Annotated in this window: 14 protein-coding genes; 7 read left to right on the top strand and 7 right to left on the bottom strand. The window is 59.3% G+C overall.

Translation table 11 applies throughout. The annotated features are described in order from the left end of the window. The first annotated feature begins 239 nt into the window (after positions 1-239). The 7 genes from ACVCL9_RS10995 to ACVCL9_RS10965 all read left to right on the top strand — a co-directional run bounded on the left by ACVCL9_RS10995 (position 240) and on the right by ACVCL9_RS10965 (position 6,104). Positions 240-1,196: a DUF932 domain-containing protein gene (locus ACVCL9_RS10995; protein WP_447098096.1), complete on the top strand. Its 957-nt coding sequence runs from the start codon at positions 240-242 to the stop codon at positions 1,194-1,196. A gap of 13 nt (positions 1,197-1,209) precedes the next feature. Then, entirely contained in the window at positions 1,210-1,662 is a 453-nt protein-coding gene (locus ACVCL9_RS10990; protein ID WP_447098097.1) for a hypothetical protein, read from the top strand. Positions 1,663-1,742: 80 nt separating this feature from the next. Beyond that, complete coding sequence (locus ACVCL9_RS10985; protein WP_447098098.1) at positions 1,743-2,741, top strand: YqaJ viral recombinase family nuclease; 999 nt, start codon at positions 1,743-1,745, stop codon at positions 2,739-2,741. After that, positions 2,735-3,637: a recombination directionality factor gene (locus ACVCL9_RS10980; protein ID WP_447098099.1), complete on the top strand. Its 903-nt coding sequence runs from the start codon at positions 2,735-2,737 to the stop codon at positions 3,635-3,637. The genes ACVCL9_RS10985 and ACVCL9_RS10980 overlap by 7 nt, the downstream gene beginning before the upstream one ends. 133 nt (positions 3,638-3,770) lie before the next feature. After that, positions 3,771-4,328: a hypothetical protein gene (locus tag ACVCL9_RS10975; RefSeq protein ID WP_447110634.1), complete on the top strand. Its 558-nt coding sequence runs from the start codon at positions 3,771-3,773 to the stop codon at positions 4,326-4,328. Further along, positions 4,321-4,662: a hypothetical protein gene (locus ACVCL9_RS10970; protein ID WP_447098101.1), complete on the top strand. Its 342-nt coding sequence runs from the start codon at positions 4,321-4,323 to the stop codon at positions 4,660-4,662. Before ACVCL9_RS10975 ends, ACVCL9_RS10970 begins: the two co-directional genes overlap by 8 nt. Continuing rightward, on the top strand, positions 4,659-6,104 hold the full coding sequence (locus ACVCL9_RS10965) for a YfjI family protein (protein WP_447098102.1): 1,446 nt from the start codon (positions 4,659-4,661) through the stop codon (positions 6,102-6,104). Before ACVCL9_RS10970 ends, ACVCL9_RS10965 begins: the two co-directional genes overlap by 4 nt. A gap of 152 nt (positions 6,105-6,256) precedes the next feature. On the opposite strand, the gene ACVCL9_RS10960 is transcribed toward ACVCL9_RS10965, so the two are convergent. The 7 genes from ACVCL9_RS10960 to ACVCL9_RS10930 all read right to left on the bottom strand — a co-directional run bounded on the left by ACVCL9_RS10960 (position 6,257) and on the right by ACVCL9_RS10930 (position 18,751). After that, the gene (locus tag ACVCL9_RS10960; RefSeq protein WP_447098103.1) at positions 6,257-6,973 is read right to left on the bottom strand and encodes a MobA/MobL family protein; all 717 of its coding nucleotides are present in this window, start codon (positions 6,971-6,973) and stop codon (positions 6,257-6,259) included. 233 nt (positions 6,974-7,206) lie between these two features. Further along, positions 7,207-8,625, bottom strand: a complete 1,419-nt coding sequence (locus tag ACVCL9_RS10955; RefSeq protein WP_447098104.1) for a hypothetical protein — start codon at positions 8,623-8,625, stop codon at positions 7,207-7,209. 17 nt (positions 8,626-8,642) lie between these two features. Continuing rightward, a complete protein-coding gene (locus tag ACVCL9_RS10950) occupies positions 8,643-11,708 on the bottom strand; it encodes a type III restriction-modification system endonuclease (RefSeq protein WP_447098105.1) in 3,066 nt (1,021 codons plus the stop codon). 104 nt (positions 11,709-11,812) lie between these two features. Continuing rightward, positions 11,813-13,471, bottom strand: a complete 1,659-nt coding sequence (locus ACVCL9_RS10945; protein ID WP_447098106.1) for an RNA-binding domain-containing protein — start codon at positions 13,469-13,471, stop codon at positions 11,813-11,815. 9 nt (positions 13,472-13,480) lie between these two features. Next, positions 13,481-15,442: a site-specific DNA-methyltransferase gene (locus ACVCL9_RS10940; RefSeq protein ID WP_447098107.1), complete on the bottom strand. Its 1,962-nt coding sequence runs from the start codon at positions 15,440-15,442 to the stop codon at positions 13,481-13,483. 17 nt (positions 15,443-15,459) lie between these two features. After that, the gene (locus ACVCL9_RS10935) at positions 15,460-16,869 is read right to left on the bottom strand and encodes a DUF2130 domain-containing protein (RefSeq protein WP_447098108.1); all 1,410 of its coding nucleotides are present in this window, start codon (positions 16,867-16,869) and stop codon (positions 15,460-15,462) included. Further along, entirely contained in the window at positions 16,862-18,751 is a 1,890-nt protein-coding gene (locus tag ACVCL9_RS10930) for an ATP-dependent nuclease (RefSeq protein WP_447098109.1), read from the bottom strand. Before ACVCL9_RS10930 ends, ACVCL9_RS10935 begins: the two co-directional genes overlap by 8 nt. Positions 18,752-18,816 lie beyond the last annotated feature (65 nt).

Raw genomic sequence — 18,816 nt, 5'->3', positions numbered from 1 at the left:
CGCGTTTGGGCGCATCCGCCCTGAGGCGCCCATCGAGGGGGAGAAGCATGATCCCGCAGAAGGCTGACCCGCTGACCTGCGTGCTCGTTGTTGTCGCCACCTTGCTGTTGGGCTTTGCCCGCTGCAAGAGCGGCATCTCGAAAGCGCCCTGATCCAACCAACCCACGCGACATACGCCGAAGGCCCGGGGGATTCCCGGGCCTTCGGCGTTTATGCCGCCTCATCGAGAGGAAACGAACATGCATCTGGTCGAAACGATGGCCTATGCCGGCGAGACGCCGTGGCATGGCCTGGGCAAGAAGCTCGAAGCGCAACAGCCCATCGAAGTCTGGAAGGCCAACGCGGGCATGGACTGGGCGATTGAGGACGCTGAAGTCCGCTACGTCACCGGCCAGAACGGTCTGGGCGTGATCCAGGCCTTCCCCGAGCAGAAAGTGTTGTACCGCTCCGACACCAAGGCGCCGTTGGCCGTGGTCTCCAAGCGCTTCCAGGTCGTCCAGCCGGGCGAGATTCTGGAGTTCTACCGCGACCTCACCGAAGCGGGTGGCTTCGAGCTGGAAACGGCTGGCGTGCTGCGCGAAGGCCGCAAGTTCTGGGCGCTGGCGCGTACCGGCCAGAGCGTCAGCCTGAAGGGCCGCGACCGGGTGGATGGCTACCTGCTGCTGGCCACGGCCTGCGACGGCACGCTGGCGACCACGGCGCAGTTCACCAGCGTCCGGGTGGTGTGCAACAACACCTTGCAGATCGCACTGGGCAATACCAGCGGGGCTATCAAGGTGCCGCATCGCAGCCAGTTCGATCCGGAAGTGGTGAAGCGCCAGCTCGGCATCACGGTGTCGTCGTGGGATGGGTTCGTGGCGCGCATGAAGGCGCTGGTGGAGCGTCCGCTCGATCCGGACTCGGTGGAAGGACTGCTGCGTCGCGTGCTGACCTACGCAGGCCCGGACGGGAAGGTCTCGGTGGTCAACGAGCAAGCCGTCGCCAATGTCCGCGCTCTGTACGAGGGCGGTGGCCGCGGTGCGCTGATGGCTTCTAGCCGTGGCACGGCGTGGGGGCTGTTGAACGGCGTCACCGAGTTCATCGACCACCACCGCCGCGCACGCAGCGACGATCACCGCCGGGATGCGGCGTGGTTTGGGCAAGGTGCCCAGATCAAGCAGCGGGCGTGGGACGAAGTGATGAAGTTGGTGGCCTGACAGGAGGCATGTCATGGGACTCGACATGTATCTGGAAGCGAAGCTCCACCTGCCGCCCTACAGCGAGGAGCTGGCACCGGTTCGGCAAGCCATCGGCAAGGCCATTGGCTACACGCCACCCACGGAAAAGCCCGACAACGACGCGACCCTGATGGAGATCACGGGCGTGACCGTGCGGGTGGGCTACTGGCGAAAGTTCGATCCCCTGCACCGGTGGTTCGTGAACAACGTGCAGGAAGGCCACGACGACTGCCGGCCCGCCTACATCGCGCCCGATGTGCTGGCCGAGTTGGAAGAACAGCTCGATCAGGTGGACGACGATCCAGAGTCGGCCAGCGAATACTTCGTCAGCGAGGGCGACGAACCGATGACCGAAGGCGACGTCGACTACACCCTGCGCATCGTGGTGCAGGCTAAGAAGTTGCAGGAACGCGGCTGGGACATCTACTACCGCGCCAGTTGGTAACGCCACCTTGAAAAGTAACCACCCATCGCCCGGCTGATGCTTGCGCATCGGTCGGGCTTTTTTATGCCTGGAGGACACCGATGAACAAGCAAAGCGGAGCCGTGAGGCTGGTCGATACGAAGAAGTTGCCCTATGGGCAGTGGCTAGATGTGCGGCGCAATGGCATCGGCAGCTCGGATGCCGCTGCCGCCGTGGGCCTGTGTCCGTACAAGAGCCAGCTCGAACTCTGGATGGAAAAGACCGGTCGCACGCCGCCGGAAGAAGTACGCCCCGGACAGGACGATCCGCGCTACTGGGGCACCTTGCTGGAGCCGATGGTGGCCACGGCCTACCAGGAGCGCACCGGACGCAAGGTGCGCAAGCTCAACGCCGTGCTTCAACACCCGACGTTCCCGTTCATGCTGGCGAACATCGACCGGGAAATCGTCGGCGTGCCGGATGTGCAGGTGCTGGAGTGCAAAACGGCGGGCGAGTTCGGCTCGCGGCTGTGGAAGGACGGGGTTCCTGAGTACGTCCAGCTCCAAGTGCAGCACCAGTTGGCGGTCACGGGCAAAGCCGCCGCCGACGTGGCCGTGCTCCTGTGCGGGCAGCAACTGGAAATCCATCGCATCGAACGGGACGAGGAAGTGATCGCCCGGCTGGTGGTGCTGGAAGCCCGCTTCTGGGAGCACGTGGAAAAGGACATCCAGCCACCGGCGGATGGCAGCGCATCGGCGGCCACGGCCCTGCGTAAGCTCTATCGCGGCAACGACACCAGCCTGGACTTCACGGGCGATGAAGACCTTGGCCGCGCCTTCGATGCCTTGGCGACGCTCAAGGGTGAGCTGGAAGCGATGGAGGATGAAAGCGAATCGCTCAAGCAGGTGATCCAGCAAGCGATGGGCGACGCCAGCACGGCGCGCTTTGCCCACGGCGTCGTGACGTTCAAGCGATCCAAGGACGGCACCACGCTCGACACCAAACGGCTCATCGCCGAGTGCCCGGACGTCGCCGCCATGTACACCGTGACCCGCCCCGGCGCGCGCCGGTTCGTGCTGTCGCGGACTTCCGATAACGATGAGGGGACAGCGACATGCTGAAAGGTCTGGCAATCACCCCGCCCGTGATCGGGCGGATTTCCATTGGCCGGGTGGTGGAACGCAACGGCAAGCGCCTGCCGGAGAAGGACGACCAGTTCACCCTGACCAGCCAGGTACAGGGGCGCGATGGCTGGCTGCTGCATCCGCTGGACGAAAAGCTGCGCAAGGAAGCGGAAGGTCAGAAGCTGCGTTCGATCCCGGTGCGGCTGCTGTTCAACGATCCAAGCCTCAACCTGCGGGCCGACTACTCGCTGTTCGACCGCACCACGGGGCGACCGGTGTGTGTGGGCAATGGCGAGACTTGCCGGCGCTCGGGCAAGGAGGGCGTGGCCACGTTGCCCTGTTCGGGGCCGGATGCCTGCGCGTTCTCGCAAGGAGCCTGCAAGGCCTACGCCCGGCTCAACGTGGTTGTGGGGGAAGGCGATGACGATGCGCTGGGCAGCTTCGTGCTGCGCACCACGTCGTTCAACACCATTCGCACGCTGGCGGCACGGCTGGAGTATTTCAGCGCGGTGTCGGGTGGGCTACTGGCCTGCCTGCCGCTGGAACTGAAGCTGCGCGGCAAGTCCACCACGCAAAGCCACCGTGCACCGATCTACTACGTGGATCTGGTGGTGCGCGATGGGTTGACGCTGGAGCAGGCCATCGCCCAGGCCCGGGATCAGGACGAACAGCGCCGAGCCTGCGGGTTTGACCAGGGAGCACTGGACGAGTCAGCACGTCGGGGCTTCGCCAACGGTGCGTTCGAGGAGCTGGAAGAAGACGTGCCGGCGGTGGTGGAAGAGTTCTACCCCGAGGGTGGCGGCGGGCAGCGCGCGGAAGTCTGCGAATCCACGGGCTCGGGCCTGAAAGGTCGCCTCGAAGCGCGTGTAGAGGCAGCTGGCCACGGTGGATAACCACGGAGGAAACGGCAATGTTCGCAATCGTAGGTGGGGTGGTGGTGTACGGCTTTGCCCTGTACGGGCTGGTGCGCTTCCTTCAAGGTAAGGAAAGCGGTTCTGATGAGTAGTTAAACCAGTGGTGCAAGCGGTGCGTAATGAAGAGAAGGGGCACGCTGAGGCGTGCCCCTTCTCGTTGATAAGTAACTGTTTTTTTTGGCTGATTGCGGCGGTGGTCAACGAGCACGTGGGAGTGGCTGCAAAAACTTTGATTTTTTCCCCGGCGACCAAAATCGGCGAAATGGATGGAATGGATTCACGGCCAGTACGAAGCGGCCGTACTTCGACCAAACAGGAGAAATCCATGCATCAGGCAAGGCACCACAACCCCAGTGCGCGTAATCGACCGAAGCGGTCGGTTGCACGCGCACAGCATATCCACTCACCCCCTTTGTTGGCTACGACGTGGAAGCCCGATGGGCCCACCGTTCGGTTTCATGAACTGCTGAAGGTGGTCCGCGTTGGCCGGAGCACCGCCTACAGCATCTTCAAGAACGACCCGACGTTTCCGAAAGGTACGCCGCTTTTCGATTCACCCCGCTCGCCTCGCATCTGGTGGTACGACCAGGTGATCGCGTGGCTGCGTGATCGCGAGGCGAAGGCAAACACCACCACCAACAACACCATCAAGGAACACGAGTATGTCTGAGAACGAGGAATTCGAGCGCTTCATCGGTGAGCTGCAGGCGATCCAGCCCAGCAGTCGGCGCCGCAACAGCGAAGCCTTCGGTGAAGCGTTCGAAGAGATCGAGCACCGTCTGGCTGCGAAAGTGCCGCAGAAGTCGATCCTGGCGGCTTTCAACAACGCCTATGACTTGAAGGTCAGCCCGGCCGGTTTTCGGCTGCTCCTTGAAGCCGAGCGGGAACGTCGCCGGGTGAGCGGGCAGGTGGTGGTGTGCCGCTCTTGCAACCGCCCGCTTGGAGATGACGGCCAGCAGGCGCCCACAGAAGAAGCCGCTTACGCCGAAGGAGAAGAAGCATGAACGGCAGTAACTATGGGTCGCGACCTTACCCGCTGGATGCCTTCTTGATCTTGCTGCGCAACACGGCGTATGAGTTGCAGCGCAACGTCCAAGCGCCGGATGCGCTGATCGGGATGGGGCTGGTAGCCGGGATGTCGACGTCGTGCCAGGGGCTGTTCGACGTGAAGCTCCCGACCGGACAGCGCCGACCGACGTCGCTGTATCTGTGCGGTGTGGCCGAATCTGGCGAACGCAAGAGCACCGTGGACGCTTTGGTCTTCGCGCCGCTGTATGAGCATGATCGCCGCAAAGCCGTGGCATATCAGGCTGCGCTGGATAGCTATCACGCTGAGCGTGAGGCATGGGAGGCAAAAAGCCAGGGTCTGCGAAATCGTCTCGCCAAGGCGGTCAGCAAAGGTGAGTCGATTGAGGCGATCCAGGCAGAGATGGCGCAGCACGCCAAGCTGAAGCCGAAGAAGCCGCGGCTGCGGCGCTTCATGCGCCAGAACATCACGGCGCGGGCCATCATGGACTCGCTCGATGGCGAAGGCGAATCCATCGCGATCACGACTGATGAAGGTCAGGTGATGTTCAAGAGCGAGGCGATGGCGCAGCTCGGTTTGCTGAACAAGGCATGGGATGGAGCGCCGATGCTGACGCTGGATCGAGCTGACTTCGACAATGTCTTGGTCATGAATCCTCGCGTGACGATCAGCATCATGACTCAGAAGTCAGTGCTCCAGGCCTATCTGGCCAAGCATGGCGAGATCGCGAAAGGGTCGGGTCACTGGGCGCGGTACCTCGTGGGCTGGCCTGAATCGACACAGGGGTTCCGGCAGGTCAGCACCGAAGAACTGGTTTGGGAGTGCCTGCCGGCTTTTCATGCACGGATGCGTGAGTTGTTGGAGCAGTTCGATGCAATCGCTGGATCGGGTGAGATCGAGCGTGAACTGGTTGAGTTCTCGGACGACGCAAAGGCGCGCTGGTTCGATCTGGCAAGGCAGACGGAGTGGATGCTTCGGCCTGGCGACTACCTGCACGACATCAACGACTTCGCGTCGAAGATCATGGAGCTGCTTGGTCGGTTGGCCGCCGTGTTCCACTGCTTCAGCGGCGAGGAAGGCAAGATCACGTTGGATACGCTGGAGCGCGCATTCACGGTGGTGCAGTGGCACCTGGACGAATACAAGCGGCTGTTCTCACCGCAGTTCGTGCTCTCGCAAGAGCAGGTCGATGCACAAGCCGTGCTGAAGTACCTTCGCGAGTGTGTCTGGCGTGGGCCCAACTCCGATACATACATCCCGAAGAACCATGTGCTGCGGTACGGGCCCGTTCGCAATCGTGATCGGCTCAACGCTGCCCTTCGCCTCCTTGAAGGTCAACAGGCCGTGTGGATCGTGGTCGCCCCCAAGGGCAAGCAGCGCTTCGTTCGGCTGAGCGACTGGTATTTCGGCGGCCTGTAGCCGCTGGTTGTGATCCTGAAGCCCCGGTCAGCAATGGCCGGGGCTTTTTGCTTGAGAGCCTGCCCGCTGGCCGATTGGCAAGAAAACCACGCGACTCTTGCGATTTTGTCGCAGAATCGCGTGGGCGGCAGATGGCCAATGGCACCCGCTAGTCACGTTGCGGCGCCCCCGGTGCGCAGCGCGGCGAATTGGGCTTTCTCGTCGTCGGACATGTTCTTGACGCGTGTAGGCCCCAGGTGGCGCTCTGGGCGGCGTTGCAGGCCTTGCTCGCGCAAACTGCGGTGATCCACCCTGGCAGCGAAGCCGTGCTCGGCAAGCGCCTGGTTCTGAATGTCGGCAATCTTCTTTCGTGTGGCGATGACTTCATCGCGAAGCACCATCGGGCTCTTGCCGCCGCTGTCCTTGCGACATCCACCCGCTTCAGGTTGCTTCGGGTTGTACCTCGAAAACATCCGTTCCGGAGGTCGACTGATCCCGTCCTGTACCCTGTCCGAGTACATCAAGTGCATGTGGGGGTTCGTGATGCCGCCAAGCTTTCCTTCGGGAGCATGGATAGCAAACTGGAAGGGCTTGCTCCCTACCAGTTCGTGAGCAAGCTGTTCCGCAAGCGCACGGTTCTGCTCCAAGCTGAGTTCGTTCGGCAGGGCGATCACGTGTTCGCGATACACCGCTCCATTGGCTCGTTCGTAAGTGTCCGCAGCCTTCCAGAATGTCGCAGGATTCCCGCCTGCCCAGTCGGGGAGGTTCCCATTCTCGGCATGGATCAGATCCTCGCGGCCCTCATACCTGCCAAGACGTTCAATGTAAGCCGCGTGTTCCTTGGCGGCACCCTTCTTGCCGCTCTTGATCCGATGATGAAAGCTAGCCATGTGCGTACTACCCTTTCTCGCTGGTCAATAAAAAAGCCGGCAAGGATCATCCTTGCCGGCCGCTTTGGAGATGAATTTCGCTGTTTTGGCGAAGAGTAAGGGGAAACGGTATGTGCGCGTCCGCAATCCCCCCCCCTATAACAGTAATTCTAGGCCAAGCACTTCACTGCTAATTGACTGTTCTCAAGACACCGATTCCACCTTCATATACTTAGATGTGGTGATGTAAGAATTTACTCAACCTGAGTGATGTCTGCAGCTCTGAATGCTTCCAGTGTGCAATATTGGTAGAAACGCTGAACGGCATGGTCACAAATGGAAACGTCATTGGATAGATAACACTCGGAGTATTTGGTCAGCCGGGCAAGCTGAAGCTCCATCCAAGCTGCGTAGCGACTTTGTTGCCCCGTGATTGCCATGTAGAACTGGTTGAAGCGACTAAACAGCAATTGGTTGATGCCGTGCGGTATGTAGTCGTGCTCGAAAAGTTCCTTGGTATCCCTGGTGTCGTCCATCTGGCGCAGCACCCCAGTACCTTTGTCGGACTGCTTCTGTCCCAACCAATAGGCCGAGTAATTTGTCTTCACCTTCTGCTGGTGGCGGATGGTGCATAGGGCAGCGACACTGTCAGCGACCGAAATGTTTTGCGTGTCCAGTGGAATGATGCCCCATTCGTGATGGACATATGCGCCAAGTACTTTGCTGGCTGCATTAACAATTTTCAGAATGTCTCTTCGCTCACTGGTATAGCCAGTGACATCTTGTACCAGCTTGGCTAATGCCAGTGCGTGGGCGTCGACAAAGTCGGTGAATGTCGCTACGGAAGTTATGGGTGTTGCGTAATGAACCGTCAGCTTCAAGGTGCCGGAGAGCTCGCTGCAAAACTCCTCAATCTCTTCCTTGATCGAGTTTGCTTGGCCCTTGACTTGTGATAGGTCAATTACTTCTTGATATTCACCAACAAAGTTAAGAAATGGAAGGATGCGTAAATACGTGTATATTGCTTCGTGTAGCGGACGATCCGACTTGCGTGATGTCGGTTTGTAATTATTTACTGCCTTCCCGAGATGGGTGAATGCCTTGGCTATCGCCGCGGGCTTTCCGCTATGTCTTGCGTAGACGGGTTCGAGAATTTCGAGATTCTCCGTTGCTATGCATTCAAGCAGCTTCGGATAGGTCAGGAAAGAAGTGTCAATCTTGCGCAGTACAACTGGATCAACTTCTTTGCTCAATGCCGACAGCAGGTGATCGACGATGGCAATGCCCTTCTGATTTCTCGAAGGTGATTCGGTGGTATAGAACTCCAGCGTGGGCTTGCCGCCTCGAAGCGGCGACTTGAGTAGTCTGAAGAGCTGTGTGTCGCTGGTGTCGTTTGTTACGTAAAGAAGCTTGATGGTCTTCAACGTCGACAGAGGGACATCTTGAGCGAGTTTCAACGTGCCTATGCCAGCAACTTCGTCCAAGAATGCGAGCACGCCGCTTAGCGAGTCGAAAGTGACAGCTGTTCCATTTGATTCACTTTTCTTCGCATCGACGCCGGTGGCTGTCTTGAGCTTTTCGTAATTGAGCTCGTCGATCAGGTCTTTAATGGTGCCGGTTTGCGTTCCGCTGGGATCAAGGTTGCTGCCGAAGTCGAAACGGGGCTTGTACACGGTGGATTCCTTGCTTGTCACTTCACGATCTCCATCAGCTTGCTGAAGCTATCTACCACCGCGTACTTGACGTTCTCGGGTGCGTAGCGGCGGTTCATCTCGTCGAAGAACTTGTGGGCGCACTTGATCTTGGTCTTCTCGATCTCACGCAGCTCCATGGTGGACATGGAGCCTTTGGTCTCGGCGACGAAGTAGATGTGCTTGACCTTGCCTTCCTTGAAGCTGATGGCCCAGTCGGGGTTGTAGTCGCCTACGGGGGTTGGAATGAGGAAGCCCCGGGGCAGCTTGGCGTAGACCATCACGTCCGTGCTGGTGTCCAGGTTGCTCACGAACTGGCGCTCCACCTTGGAGTCGGTGACCACGTAGTCGTAGATGTGGTGCTGAAGCTTGCCACCGGCGTTGGTAAAGTCCTGACGGCTCTGACTGGCAGTGAAGATGTCTAGGTCGTAGATTTCTTCCACCGGGTCATAGGCTATGTGTTCGACGATCACGGTGGCTTTCTGCTCGTTGATGAGCCGGATCGCCTCGGCGATGAAGCTTTCAGGGTTGGTCTTGAACTGGGCGAACACCGCCACGTTCATGCCCTTCAGGATGTCAGCGATGGTGCGGCGCGTGAGCTGGGTGCCTTCGGCGAGCTTGCCGATCAGGTCGTAGCGCACCAGCGAGTGGATCGAGGCGCGATGGTTCCCCACTTCGCTCTCGGTGATCCGGAAGCCCTTTCCGGCGACGATGTCTTCGTAGGTTGCCTGCTCTGCCTGCGTGCCTGCCTGGATGACGTACTGGAGCGGGGTGACCCGCAAGCCTTCGTCCTTGTCGTTGAGCTTCGCGACGGCCTTGCGAACCAGCTCGTCGCTGTCGAAGTGCACGCTGTAGGCCGCCTTGCGGTTGATGCGGCTCCACAACGCCTTGAACTCTTGCTTGTCGAAGTTTGCGTTGAGAGGGTTCGTTTTCGGCTTGCGGCCATCAGTGATATCGGGAAGCTGCGCCAGGCTGAAGACGCTGTCGATGAGGGCGACGACCTGGTCGGTGTATGGCTTCAGTTCGGCTGGCAGCTCCGCCAGCGTGCCGTCCTTGCGGGCTTGGTGGTACGCATCAGCAATACCGTCGCTGTCGTCGGTGTAATCGTTCTTGAGCAGATACTTGTAGATCTGCTTGGCCATGGTCGGCGTGACTTCTACGTCGCCTTGCTCGGTCTTGAGCAGCTTGCCGGTGAAGTAGTGTTCATCGGCCTTGCGCGGTCGCTCGGCAAGCGACTTGCTGATGTCGTCCTGCAGCCCAGCCACAAAGTCCTTGTAACTCTCACTGGCCACCACGGTCAGCACGTTGATGTCGTGCACCGTCGCCGGGTTGTCCATGCGGTCGCCTTGCTGGTTCACCGATAGCCGAAGGCCGCGGCCTACTTCTTGTCGGCGGGAGACCGTGTTGTCGCTGTGCTTGAGCGCGCAGATGACGAATACATTGGGGTTGTCCCAGCCCTCGCGCAATGCCGAGTGCGAAAAGATGAAACGCACCGGTTCGTTCAACGACAGCAAGCGCTCCTTGTCCTTCAGGATGAGATCGTAGGCGTCGGTGTCGTCAGACTGTCCGGCGTTCTCGCCACGCTTGGTGACCGTCGGGTCGGTCAGGTGCTTGGTCTTCTTGTCGATGGAAAAGTAGCCACTGTGGGTGTTCTCCGGAGCGATGCCTTTCAGGTACTTCGTCCAAGGCGTTTCTTCAAGGCCGATCACCTCGTTCAAGTAGTCTCGGTACTCCTCCTCGAAGACTCGGGCGTATTCGCCCTTGTCATCGGCGGCCGTGTAGTCGCGGTATTTCGCTACCTCATCGATGAAGAACAGCGAGAGCACCTTCACGCCTTGCGTGAACAGGGCTTGTTCCTTGTCGAAATGCGCCTTGATCGCCTCGCGGATCTGGATGCGGCGCAGCGCCGTTTCGTTCACGTCGCCCGTGGCGTCGCCCACGATGAGCTGTACGCCGTTGGTGAAGGTCAGGGTGTCGCTGTTGGCATTGATGTCCGATACCGTGAAGCCGGTGCGGTACTCGTCCAGTTCGTTGGATAGGGTGAATAGGTTGTCGCTCTTGCCCAGCTTGCGCACTACGCGCTTGATCTTGCCACCCGCCAGCTTCTGCTCGAACTCCACGCGCGCTTCCGGCGGTTTCTTGGGCGAGATGTCGATGGATTGCAAGTAGAGGTAGGCATTCGTGCCTGCTAGGCCCTTCATGGTGATGCCGCGCACGGCAATCTTCTTCACCAGCTTCTGGTTGTAGGCGTCGAGCGCATCCAGGCGGTGGATTTGGTTGTGCCGGGTCTTGTGCGTGGCTGAGTAGCGCAGCACGAACAGCGGTTTGAAGTTCACCAGCGAATCCAGCGTCTTGCCTCCTTCCATCTTCTGGGGCTCGTCCAGAATCAGGATGGGGCGGTTGGCGCTGATGACGTCGATGGGTTTGCGGGACTGGAAGTCGTCCAACGCCTCGTAGATGCGCCGGTTGTCCTTGCCGGTGGCGTTGAAGGCCTGCACGTTGATGACCATCACGTTGATGCCCGCGTCGGAGGCGAAGCTTTCGAGCTGGTGCAGCTGCTTGGAGTCGTAGATGAAGAACCTGGCCTTTTTGCCGTAGGTCTCCAGGAAATGGTCGGCGGTGATCTTCAGCGACTTGGCCACGCCCTCGCGGATGGCGATGGAGGGCACCACCACGATGAACTTGCTCCAGCCGTAGCGCTGGTTCAGCTCGAACATGGTCTTGATGTAGCAGTAGGTCTTCCCTGTGCCGGTTTCCATCTCGATGTCGAGGTTGAGCGGCGACACCTTGGTCTTCACCAGCGACGGAGAGAGTGGCAGGTTCTGCTGGCGCTGCACCTGCTGCACGTTGCCTAGCAGCGTCTGCTCGGTCAGCAGCAGGTCGGCGTTCCTGAAGCCATCGCCACCAGCTAGGGTGCTGCCGATGGTCTGGCCTTTGGCCAGCTTGCCGGGGTCGATGCGGTAGCTGACGGCCCTGGCGCTGGCGGGCGGCTGGCCCTCGAAGCAGTCCACCACGGACTGTACGGCGGCGGTCTGGTAGGGCTGGATCTTGAACTTGAGCTTCATGGTGTTCCTGCTGGCGCTTCTTTCTGCAAGCTCTCTGCAGGGCGGCCTGCAGAAAGGCGCAAGTCATTGATTTATAGTGATGTTGTTTCGGGCGAAGAGGGGCTTCATTCTGCAAGCTTCCAGACCGGCTGCCCGCGGCTTCCGGTGTTGCGGATACGACCCTTGCGCCGCAGGTTGGTCAGCAGGTTGGCGATCTTGTTGTCCTTTTGCTTGTCGTCCAGCGCGTCGCTCAGCTTGCCCATCAGCAGCCCGTTGATATCCGTGCGGCTTGCCGAGCCTTTCAGCGTCAGGTAGTCGGTAATGAGCTTGGCGTAATAGTCGTCATCCTGGGCGCGCGTGCGGAGGTAGTCGGCGACGCTGGCGGTGGCCTTGGCAACCTCGGCGGAAACGAAGTAGTTCGGCTTGCGACCCTCGATCAACCCCGCCTTGCGCAGATGGGTGGCGACGGCGTCCGGAATCGACAGCTTCTTCTGCACGCGATCCAGCGCCAGCACGTCCGCCAACGGCAGGTCGGTGCGCTGGATCAACAGGCGGCTGTAGGCGGGATCGACCACGCCACCGTAGATCGTCATCTTCACAGCTCCGGCCTCGCCAAGGTCGTAGTCGGGCATCGGGAAGTAGCGCCGTGCCTGGCGAACGTACATGTCGTGGATGCCGTAGCCCATGGTGTCGATCATGTTCAGCTCGGCCATCGCCTGCGCGAGGAAGGGGTTGCGGTAGCGCCGGGGGAGCTTGGTGCCGGTGATGTAGTCGTCAGGGCTTCCCTCGTAAAAGCTGCCCTCGTTCTCGAACACCAGCCGGTCGGGTAGCTCCGTCACCACCACGCGGCCGTTGCGCGTGTAGTCCTGGTGGGCGATGCAATTGTGCAGGGATTCCAGCACGATCTTCTGGTCGTACTTGGCCACCTCTACGGGCACCAGTTCGTCCTGCGGCAGGATGCGCAACTGGATGTTGCGGATGCGCTGGTACAGGCGAGTGGTGCTCAGCAGGAAGGGTGGGCCGAAATGCTCGTAGGCGCGCTCCTGGCCCACCAGGCTCCATGTCAGCTGCGCGGGGTGGGGCGAAAGGCGGTGGGCTGACTCGGCCTTGCCCAGCAGGAGCAGGGCGGTGCGGGTAATCCGGCCCTCTCGCGTGACACGCGCCCGATCAAGGAAGGTGGCTAGAGGCCACGCCGCCACGGCTTCTGGCGCAAAGCTGTTGGCATGTTTCTGCGCGAAAGACTCGCGCGCCCGGCTGGTGGCGGTTTCGTCCAGGTCGGCCAACGAGGCGTCGTCAACGAACTGCGCCGTCCAATCCTGCGTAAGGGTCTGGTTGCGGATTTCGTCCAGCTTGTCCAGGCCCAGCGGCACCAGGCTCTCCCCAGCACGCGCGTAGTAGTGGCCCTTCCACGAAATGGCGATGCCGCGTGGTGCGGCGGGAATCTGGAACAACAACACCCGGCCATCGGTGTGTGGCAGCACGTGGATGTCGCGAAAGGTCAGCCGTGGGTCGCTGTTCTGCGTGATCTGCATCTTCAGCTGTTGCAGGTGCTCCGCCTTGGTGCGGTAGTCCGTGCCAACCACGCGGCGGGTCTTGTTGTTCACGCCGAATACCAGCCAGCCGGCGTCGGCCCCACGCAAATTGGCCTCGTTCGCCAGCGCGGAGAAATACTTGCCGATGTCGTCGGTGCTGTAGTCGCTGCCGGCCTGCTTGAACTCCACCACCTCGTTCTCCCAGGTGGCGATCAGGCTTTCCAACAATTGGGTGAGGTCGTGCTTCTCCATGGTGCGACCTTACAGGCACTTCACTTCGGTGCTGGGCGAAAGCAGCTTGAAGATCTGTTCGATGTTGATCTTCACCGTGCTGTCCTTGAAACCGGCATCGCGGAAAACCGCACGTAGAGGTTTGTGAGTGGCCAGCTCCTTGGCGAAGGCATCGTCGATGCCGCCGTCGTGGTCGAAGCAGGCAGCTAGTGCGTTGCCGTCCACGAACAAGACGTCCTTGCCCTGGATGACCTTTTTTTCGACGGGTAGGGCAAGGTCGACACCCCAGTCCAGCATCACCTGGAACAGCAGGTCTTCCGCGCTGCGATCAGGTTTGATGTTGTCGACAGCATTGAACAAGCCTTCCTGGGTGACGGCGTCGGGGGTGTAGAACACGTCGGCCATGTTGGAACTGTCAATCTTGAGGACGCGGAAGCCGACATCTAGACCGGTAGCGTTTCGGTTCTCGGCTACTTTAATTCCGGCCTTGCGCAGTCGCTCCTTGGTGATCTCGGCAATGGTGCTGTACCCAGTTCGACCGGTTGCTTCAGGAATCTGAGCAAGCACGAACCGCCGCTTAGAGCCATGGGCCATGTTCACCTTCATCACCGCATGCCCCGTGCTGCCGGAGCCAGCAAAGAAATCCAGAATGATGTCATTAGGCTTGGTGGCCAGTTCGATCAATTCAGACAAGACATCGGTGTTCTTCGGAAACGGAAACCAGCCTTTACCGACAAGCTCTTCGACCTCAAGGGTGGCGGAACGACCGTCCCTGTAGAACACGGACGAGTAGGGCTCACTATCGATTTCGAACAGGTAGCTCTTTCGGTTGGGGATCGTTGTTTCGTCAGGGCCAAAGTGAATCCGTTGCGGATTCTGAGCAAGCGCCCACTTCGTCTTCTCTTCATCCCACCGCCATCCAGTCGATGGCTTCTTGCATGATTTGCCAGTGCTGGGATGAAAAATGTCATGCCGTGGTCTGGATTCGCGTCCGTCGTCGGGTCCTGCGAAGTCTGCGGCAAAGTAGAGGCCACGATCATCCGACCAGTTGTAGTGCTTGTGGGCCTTTCGTGGATCGCTCTTCGGGAGACCCTTGTACCAAGCCAGCATTTCAGCTCGGATAGCCTCGTGATCGCTCCTATGTTGTTCCCTCAACTCAGCGTACTTGGAGAGGACCTGATCGGCTCCTTCCTTCGGACGACGCCAAGGGCCACTCGCCAGTACGGCGTGCTTGTCGCGGACATAGCACAGAACGTACTCGTGAACGTTGGCGATGAGTTTCGAGTCGCCTTTTTTTGAGCGTTGCCAGACTACTTGGCCGATAAAATTTTCTTCGCCGAAGATCTCGTTGCAGACCTTCCGTAGGTTGTCCACTTCGTTATCGTCAATCGAGATGAAGATGGAGCCATCGGCGCGAAGAAGATTGCGCGCAAGCTTCAGCCTCGAAAAAATCATGCTCAACCAGTCCGAATGGAAGCGCCCATTGGCTTCGGTGTTCGCGACCAGTCGTCCACCCTCGGAATCGGTTTGCCCAGATTGCTGCGTGTAGTTCGAGCTGTCGCTGCTGAAGTCGTCCTTGTAGATAAAGTCATTGCCTGTGTTATACGGCGGGTCGATGTAGATCATCTTCACCTTGCCCAGATACGTCTCCTGCAACAACTTGAGCGCCTCCAGGTTGTCGCCTTCGATGAACAGGTTCCTGGTCGTGTCGAAGGCCACGCTTTCATCTCGCATTGGGCGCAAGGTCTTGGCAATCGATTCGTTGGCCGTCAGCAGCGCCTTGCGCTTGCCCGGCCAGTCGAGTTGGTAGCGCTCCTGCGGCCCTTCCACCAGCGACCCGGACAGCTCCTGCCGCAGTAGGTCAAAGTCCACCGCCAGCTTCACGCTGCCATCCTCGCCCCGTGCCTCGGTCACGCAGCCCGGAAACATCTCGCGTATCCGCGCGAGGTTGTCCTGGCTGAGGTCGGGCGAGTGCATCTTCAACTTTTCCATCTTGTGCTTCCTTGGATTCATTCTTCGTCAGAAGAATCGTGATCTTTCAGTTCGGCGAATTTCGCCGCCATCGTCGGGTTGCCACGGGTCAATTTCTTGATCGTCAGATCTTCGGCCTTGTCGTTTGCAAGCCGCAGATTGTTCGCGGACTTGTGGAGTGCTTCCTTGGTCTTCTCCAGGTCCTTGATGGCTTCGTCGATCCGCTTGACGGCTTCCTCGAAACCATCGGAGGCAAGCCGCCAGTTCCTGCCAAACGCCCCCTTGAAGTCGTCCAGCTGCTTCTCGAATCGAGTGATGTCGAGGTTTTGTGTCCGGACAAGGGCGAGTTCCTGTCGGTAGGCCAGGGACTTCATGGCCGCGTTGCGTAGCAGTGTGATGATGGGGATGAAGAACTGCGGACGGACGACGTACATTTTCGGGTAGCGATGGAAGACGTCGACGATTCCGGTGTTGTAAAGCTCGCTCTCGGGTTCAAGCAAGGAGACTAGGATGGCATATTCGCAGTCCTTCTCCGTGCGATCCTTGTCGAGCTCCTTCAGGAAATCTTCGTTCTTCTTCTTGCTGGCGGTCTCGTCGTTCTCGTTCTTCATCTCGAACATGATGGAGACGATCTCGGTGCCGTCTTCGGCCAGATCGCGGAAGATGAAGTCACCCTTGCTGCCGCTGCGTGCGTCGTTGTCCTTCTCGAAGTAGGCGTGCGGGAAGGCGGTAGCGCGGATGCGGTTGAACTCGGTCTCGCAGTGCTGCTCAAGGCTTTCGCCGATCATCTTGGTCGACAGCTTGGCTTTCATGTCCTTGAGGCGCTCGATGGTCTCCTCGCGATCCTTGAGCTGGGTCTCGTACTTTTCCTTCAGGGACTTTTCGGCCAAGTCCTTTTCAAGCTCGGCGCGCTCAAGGCCGCTCTTCAGAGCGTTTCGCTCATTCTCGACGACGCTGACGGCCTTGGTAACCGCAAGTTGTTGGGTAACCTCACTAGCGTCGAGCTTGGCCTGCAGCGCCTGAATTTCGGTGTCTTTTGCGGCAGCCGTTGTCTGAACGGCGTTTGCCCGCGTCACTTCGGCCAGCCTGGCCGCGGACTCCAGATCACGCTTGGCCTGCGCCAGCTCATTGGCGAGTTGGTTGCGCTCCTTTTCGACCGGGCTCAGAGCCTCGGTCACGGCTAGCTTGCGTGAAGCCTCACCGGCATCCAGCTTAGCCTTCAGTTCCTTGATCTCGGCATCCTTGGCCGAAGCTTCCTTTTGCAGCTCACCGGCGAGCTTAGCCTCGGCAAGCTCGACCGCGTTGCGCTTGTCTTGCTCGGCCAGTTCCAATCGCTCATGCAGCTGCTTGTCGAACTCCTTGTCGCGAACCTGCTTCAGGATGTCCGCGTAGCGTGCTTCATCGATCTTGAATGCCGTGCCACAGTGCGGGCAGATGATCTCATGCATGGCTAGTGACCCCAGCTTTCATCAGAATGCTCTTGAGAATCTCTGGAACAGCTCCTGTCGCCTCGATTGTCGCGACTCGGTATGCGTACTGATTTTTCGCAAGTTCAATGCCGGCAGAGGTTTCAATCGCCGAGCACGACGTAACCCATTCAGCCCAATTGGCTTCAAGGTGGCTCTCAAGATGATCGCTCAATGTAGCTGCGCGATCACCGACGCGCTCTGGCGGGAAGTCAACCTCCTGTTCGCCGAAGTACCTCAACAATCGACGGTTTTCTGTCGAAAATTTTGTACGCTCGCTTTCTATGGCAGGCTGCTTCTTTCCCGCAGCTCTAGCGCGAACTTCAAACTTGCTGTCTCCGTCGAAGAGCGCATAAGTTGGAATCCCAAGGCTGGTAAGAATGGCGTGAGCCAGTGGAATCCCTCCCTTGCCCCCAGCTGAAACGATTGACAGCCCTTGAGATTCGAGGCATCCCACGGAAGTTCGGTCGCCGATTCCGTAAAACACGGCTACTTCCGTATCACCTTCGACCAGAAGCACGCGCGCGGAAAATAGTGCGGCCGAGAGCCGACTCGCGACGATGCCATCAAGTTGACGCTCAATCTGGCCGGCATCCACCGTTCCACTGAGCGCGGTCTTAACTTCCTCAACTGTGGCGAAGTGGACAGACACTACGGGAGCATCGCCAAGCGATCGTGTCAGTCGCCGGACCTGGTCGAAATGTCGAGCCTCAAGGAAATAGGGGCTATGGGTCGCGTAGGTCACTTGAATGCGCTTGCTGGAGTCCTCGGCGAGCGATCTGAGTACCTTCGCAAACGCTTGCGCTTGGATCGGATGCTGAAAAAGTTCCGGTTCCTCAATCGCCAGGCAGATGACGCCCTCCCCGGAAGCAGCACCAGACTGCGCTAAGAGCTGGAGGGCGGAGATCAGAAGCGTGCGTTGAAAGCCATGCCCCTGTCGTTCCACTGCCGTCTCGGTTGCGCCGTCCAGCACAGTGACGTCAAACGTCGTGCGCGGAGCCTTGAGTTCCAGCTCAGCTGGAGAGACCGTGACAGCTCGGCCCGGGGCGTAGGACGTGACGACTTCGTTGAGCTGTGTCGTGATGACGTCAAGTTGCTCCTTGAACTTCTCTTCATAAACACGTTGTTGCTTTGTTCTCGACTCAGCGACTATCTCCGCAATTGCCTCGTCAGCGGCAGAGCGATCGATCGAACGTTCAAGAATTCGGCCAATGATGCTTGCCTTGCCGTCCACCGATTCTTCGCTTGCGCGAAGGTCGGCAGTGACCAAGACGAAGTCGAAGAGGCCGCTCATTTTGCCGCCGCTATTGAACCCGAAGAAATTGGTTTGCAGCGCTTCCGGAGCGTCGATAAGCTGATCTGTGTGAGATGCCTCCCATGTCGTCATCGCTTGTTCAACGGCTGTGCCGCTGTTGGCTGCTGGAAGATTCAGCTCTGGGTGATTGTTCCGAAGCTGTGCGTATAGCTCCTTCTTCGCTGCGGCGCCGCTTGCCGTCTTGATCGCGTTGAAATCCGGAAAACCTTTTGCGTTCGCGGAGAGAACGTCTGTGCCGTCGGGTGATCGACGTCTCCATGCGGTGAACGTAGTTGCTCCTTCCGGCGTGTACTTGCCAAGCGCCTCACGATCCTTTTCCGAGAGGTCAGCAAAGGTGACCTGAACTTCGATGTCTTCGCCAGTAGCACCAAAAGAGCAGTCCTGCTCCGTCAGTGAGCCAGGCTTGCCGTTGAAGAACCAATCGAGCGCGCGAAGCACGGTGGACTTGCCGGCGCCGTTGGGCCCAATGAAGGTCGTGACGGAGTCAAAGGGAATCGTCACGTCTTTCAACGTGCGGAAGTTCCTGATACGGACAGCTTGAATTTTCATGTCAGCTTCAGTTCCATGAGCTTCTGGTGTTGTCTTGCGTCTGAGGGCGGCTTGTTTGACGTCAC

This window comes from Rhodanobacter sp. UC4438_H5 (genome assembly GCF_052978405.1).
The sequence above is the reverse complement of the archived record's forward strand: the minus strand, read 5'-3'. Positions and strand labels throughout refer to the sequence as shown.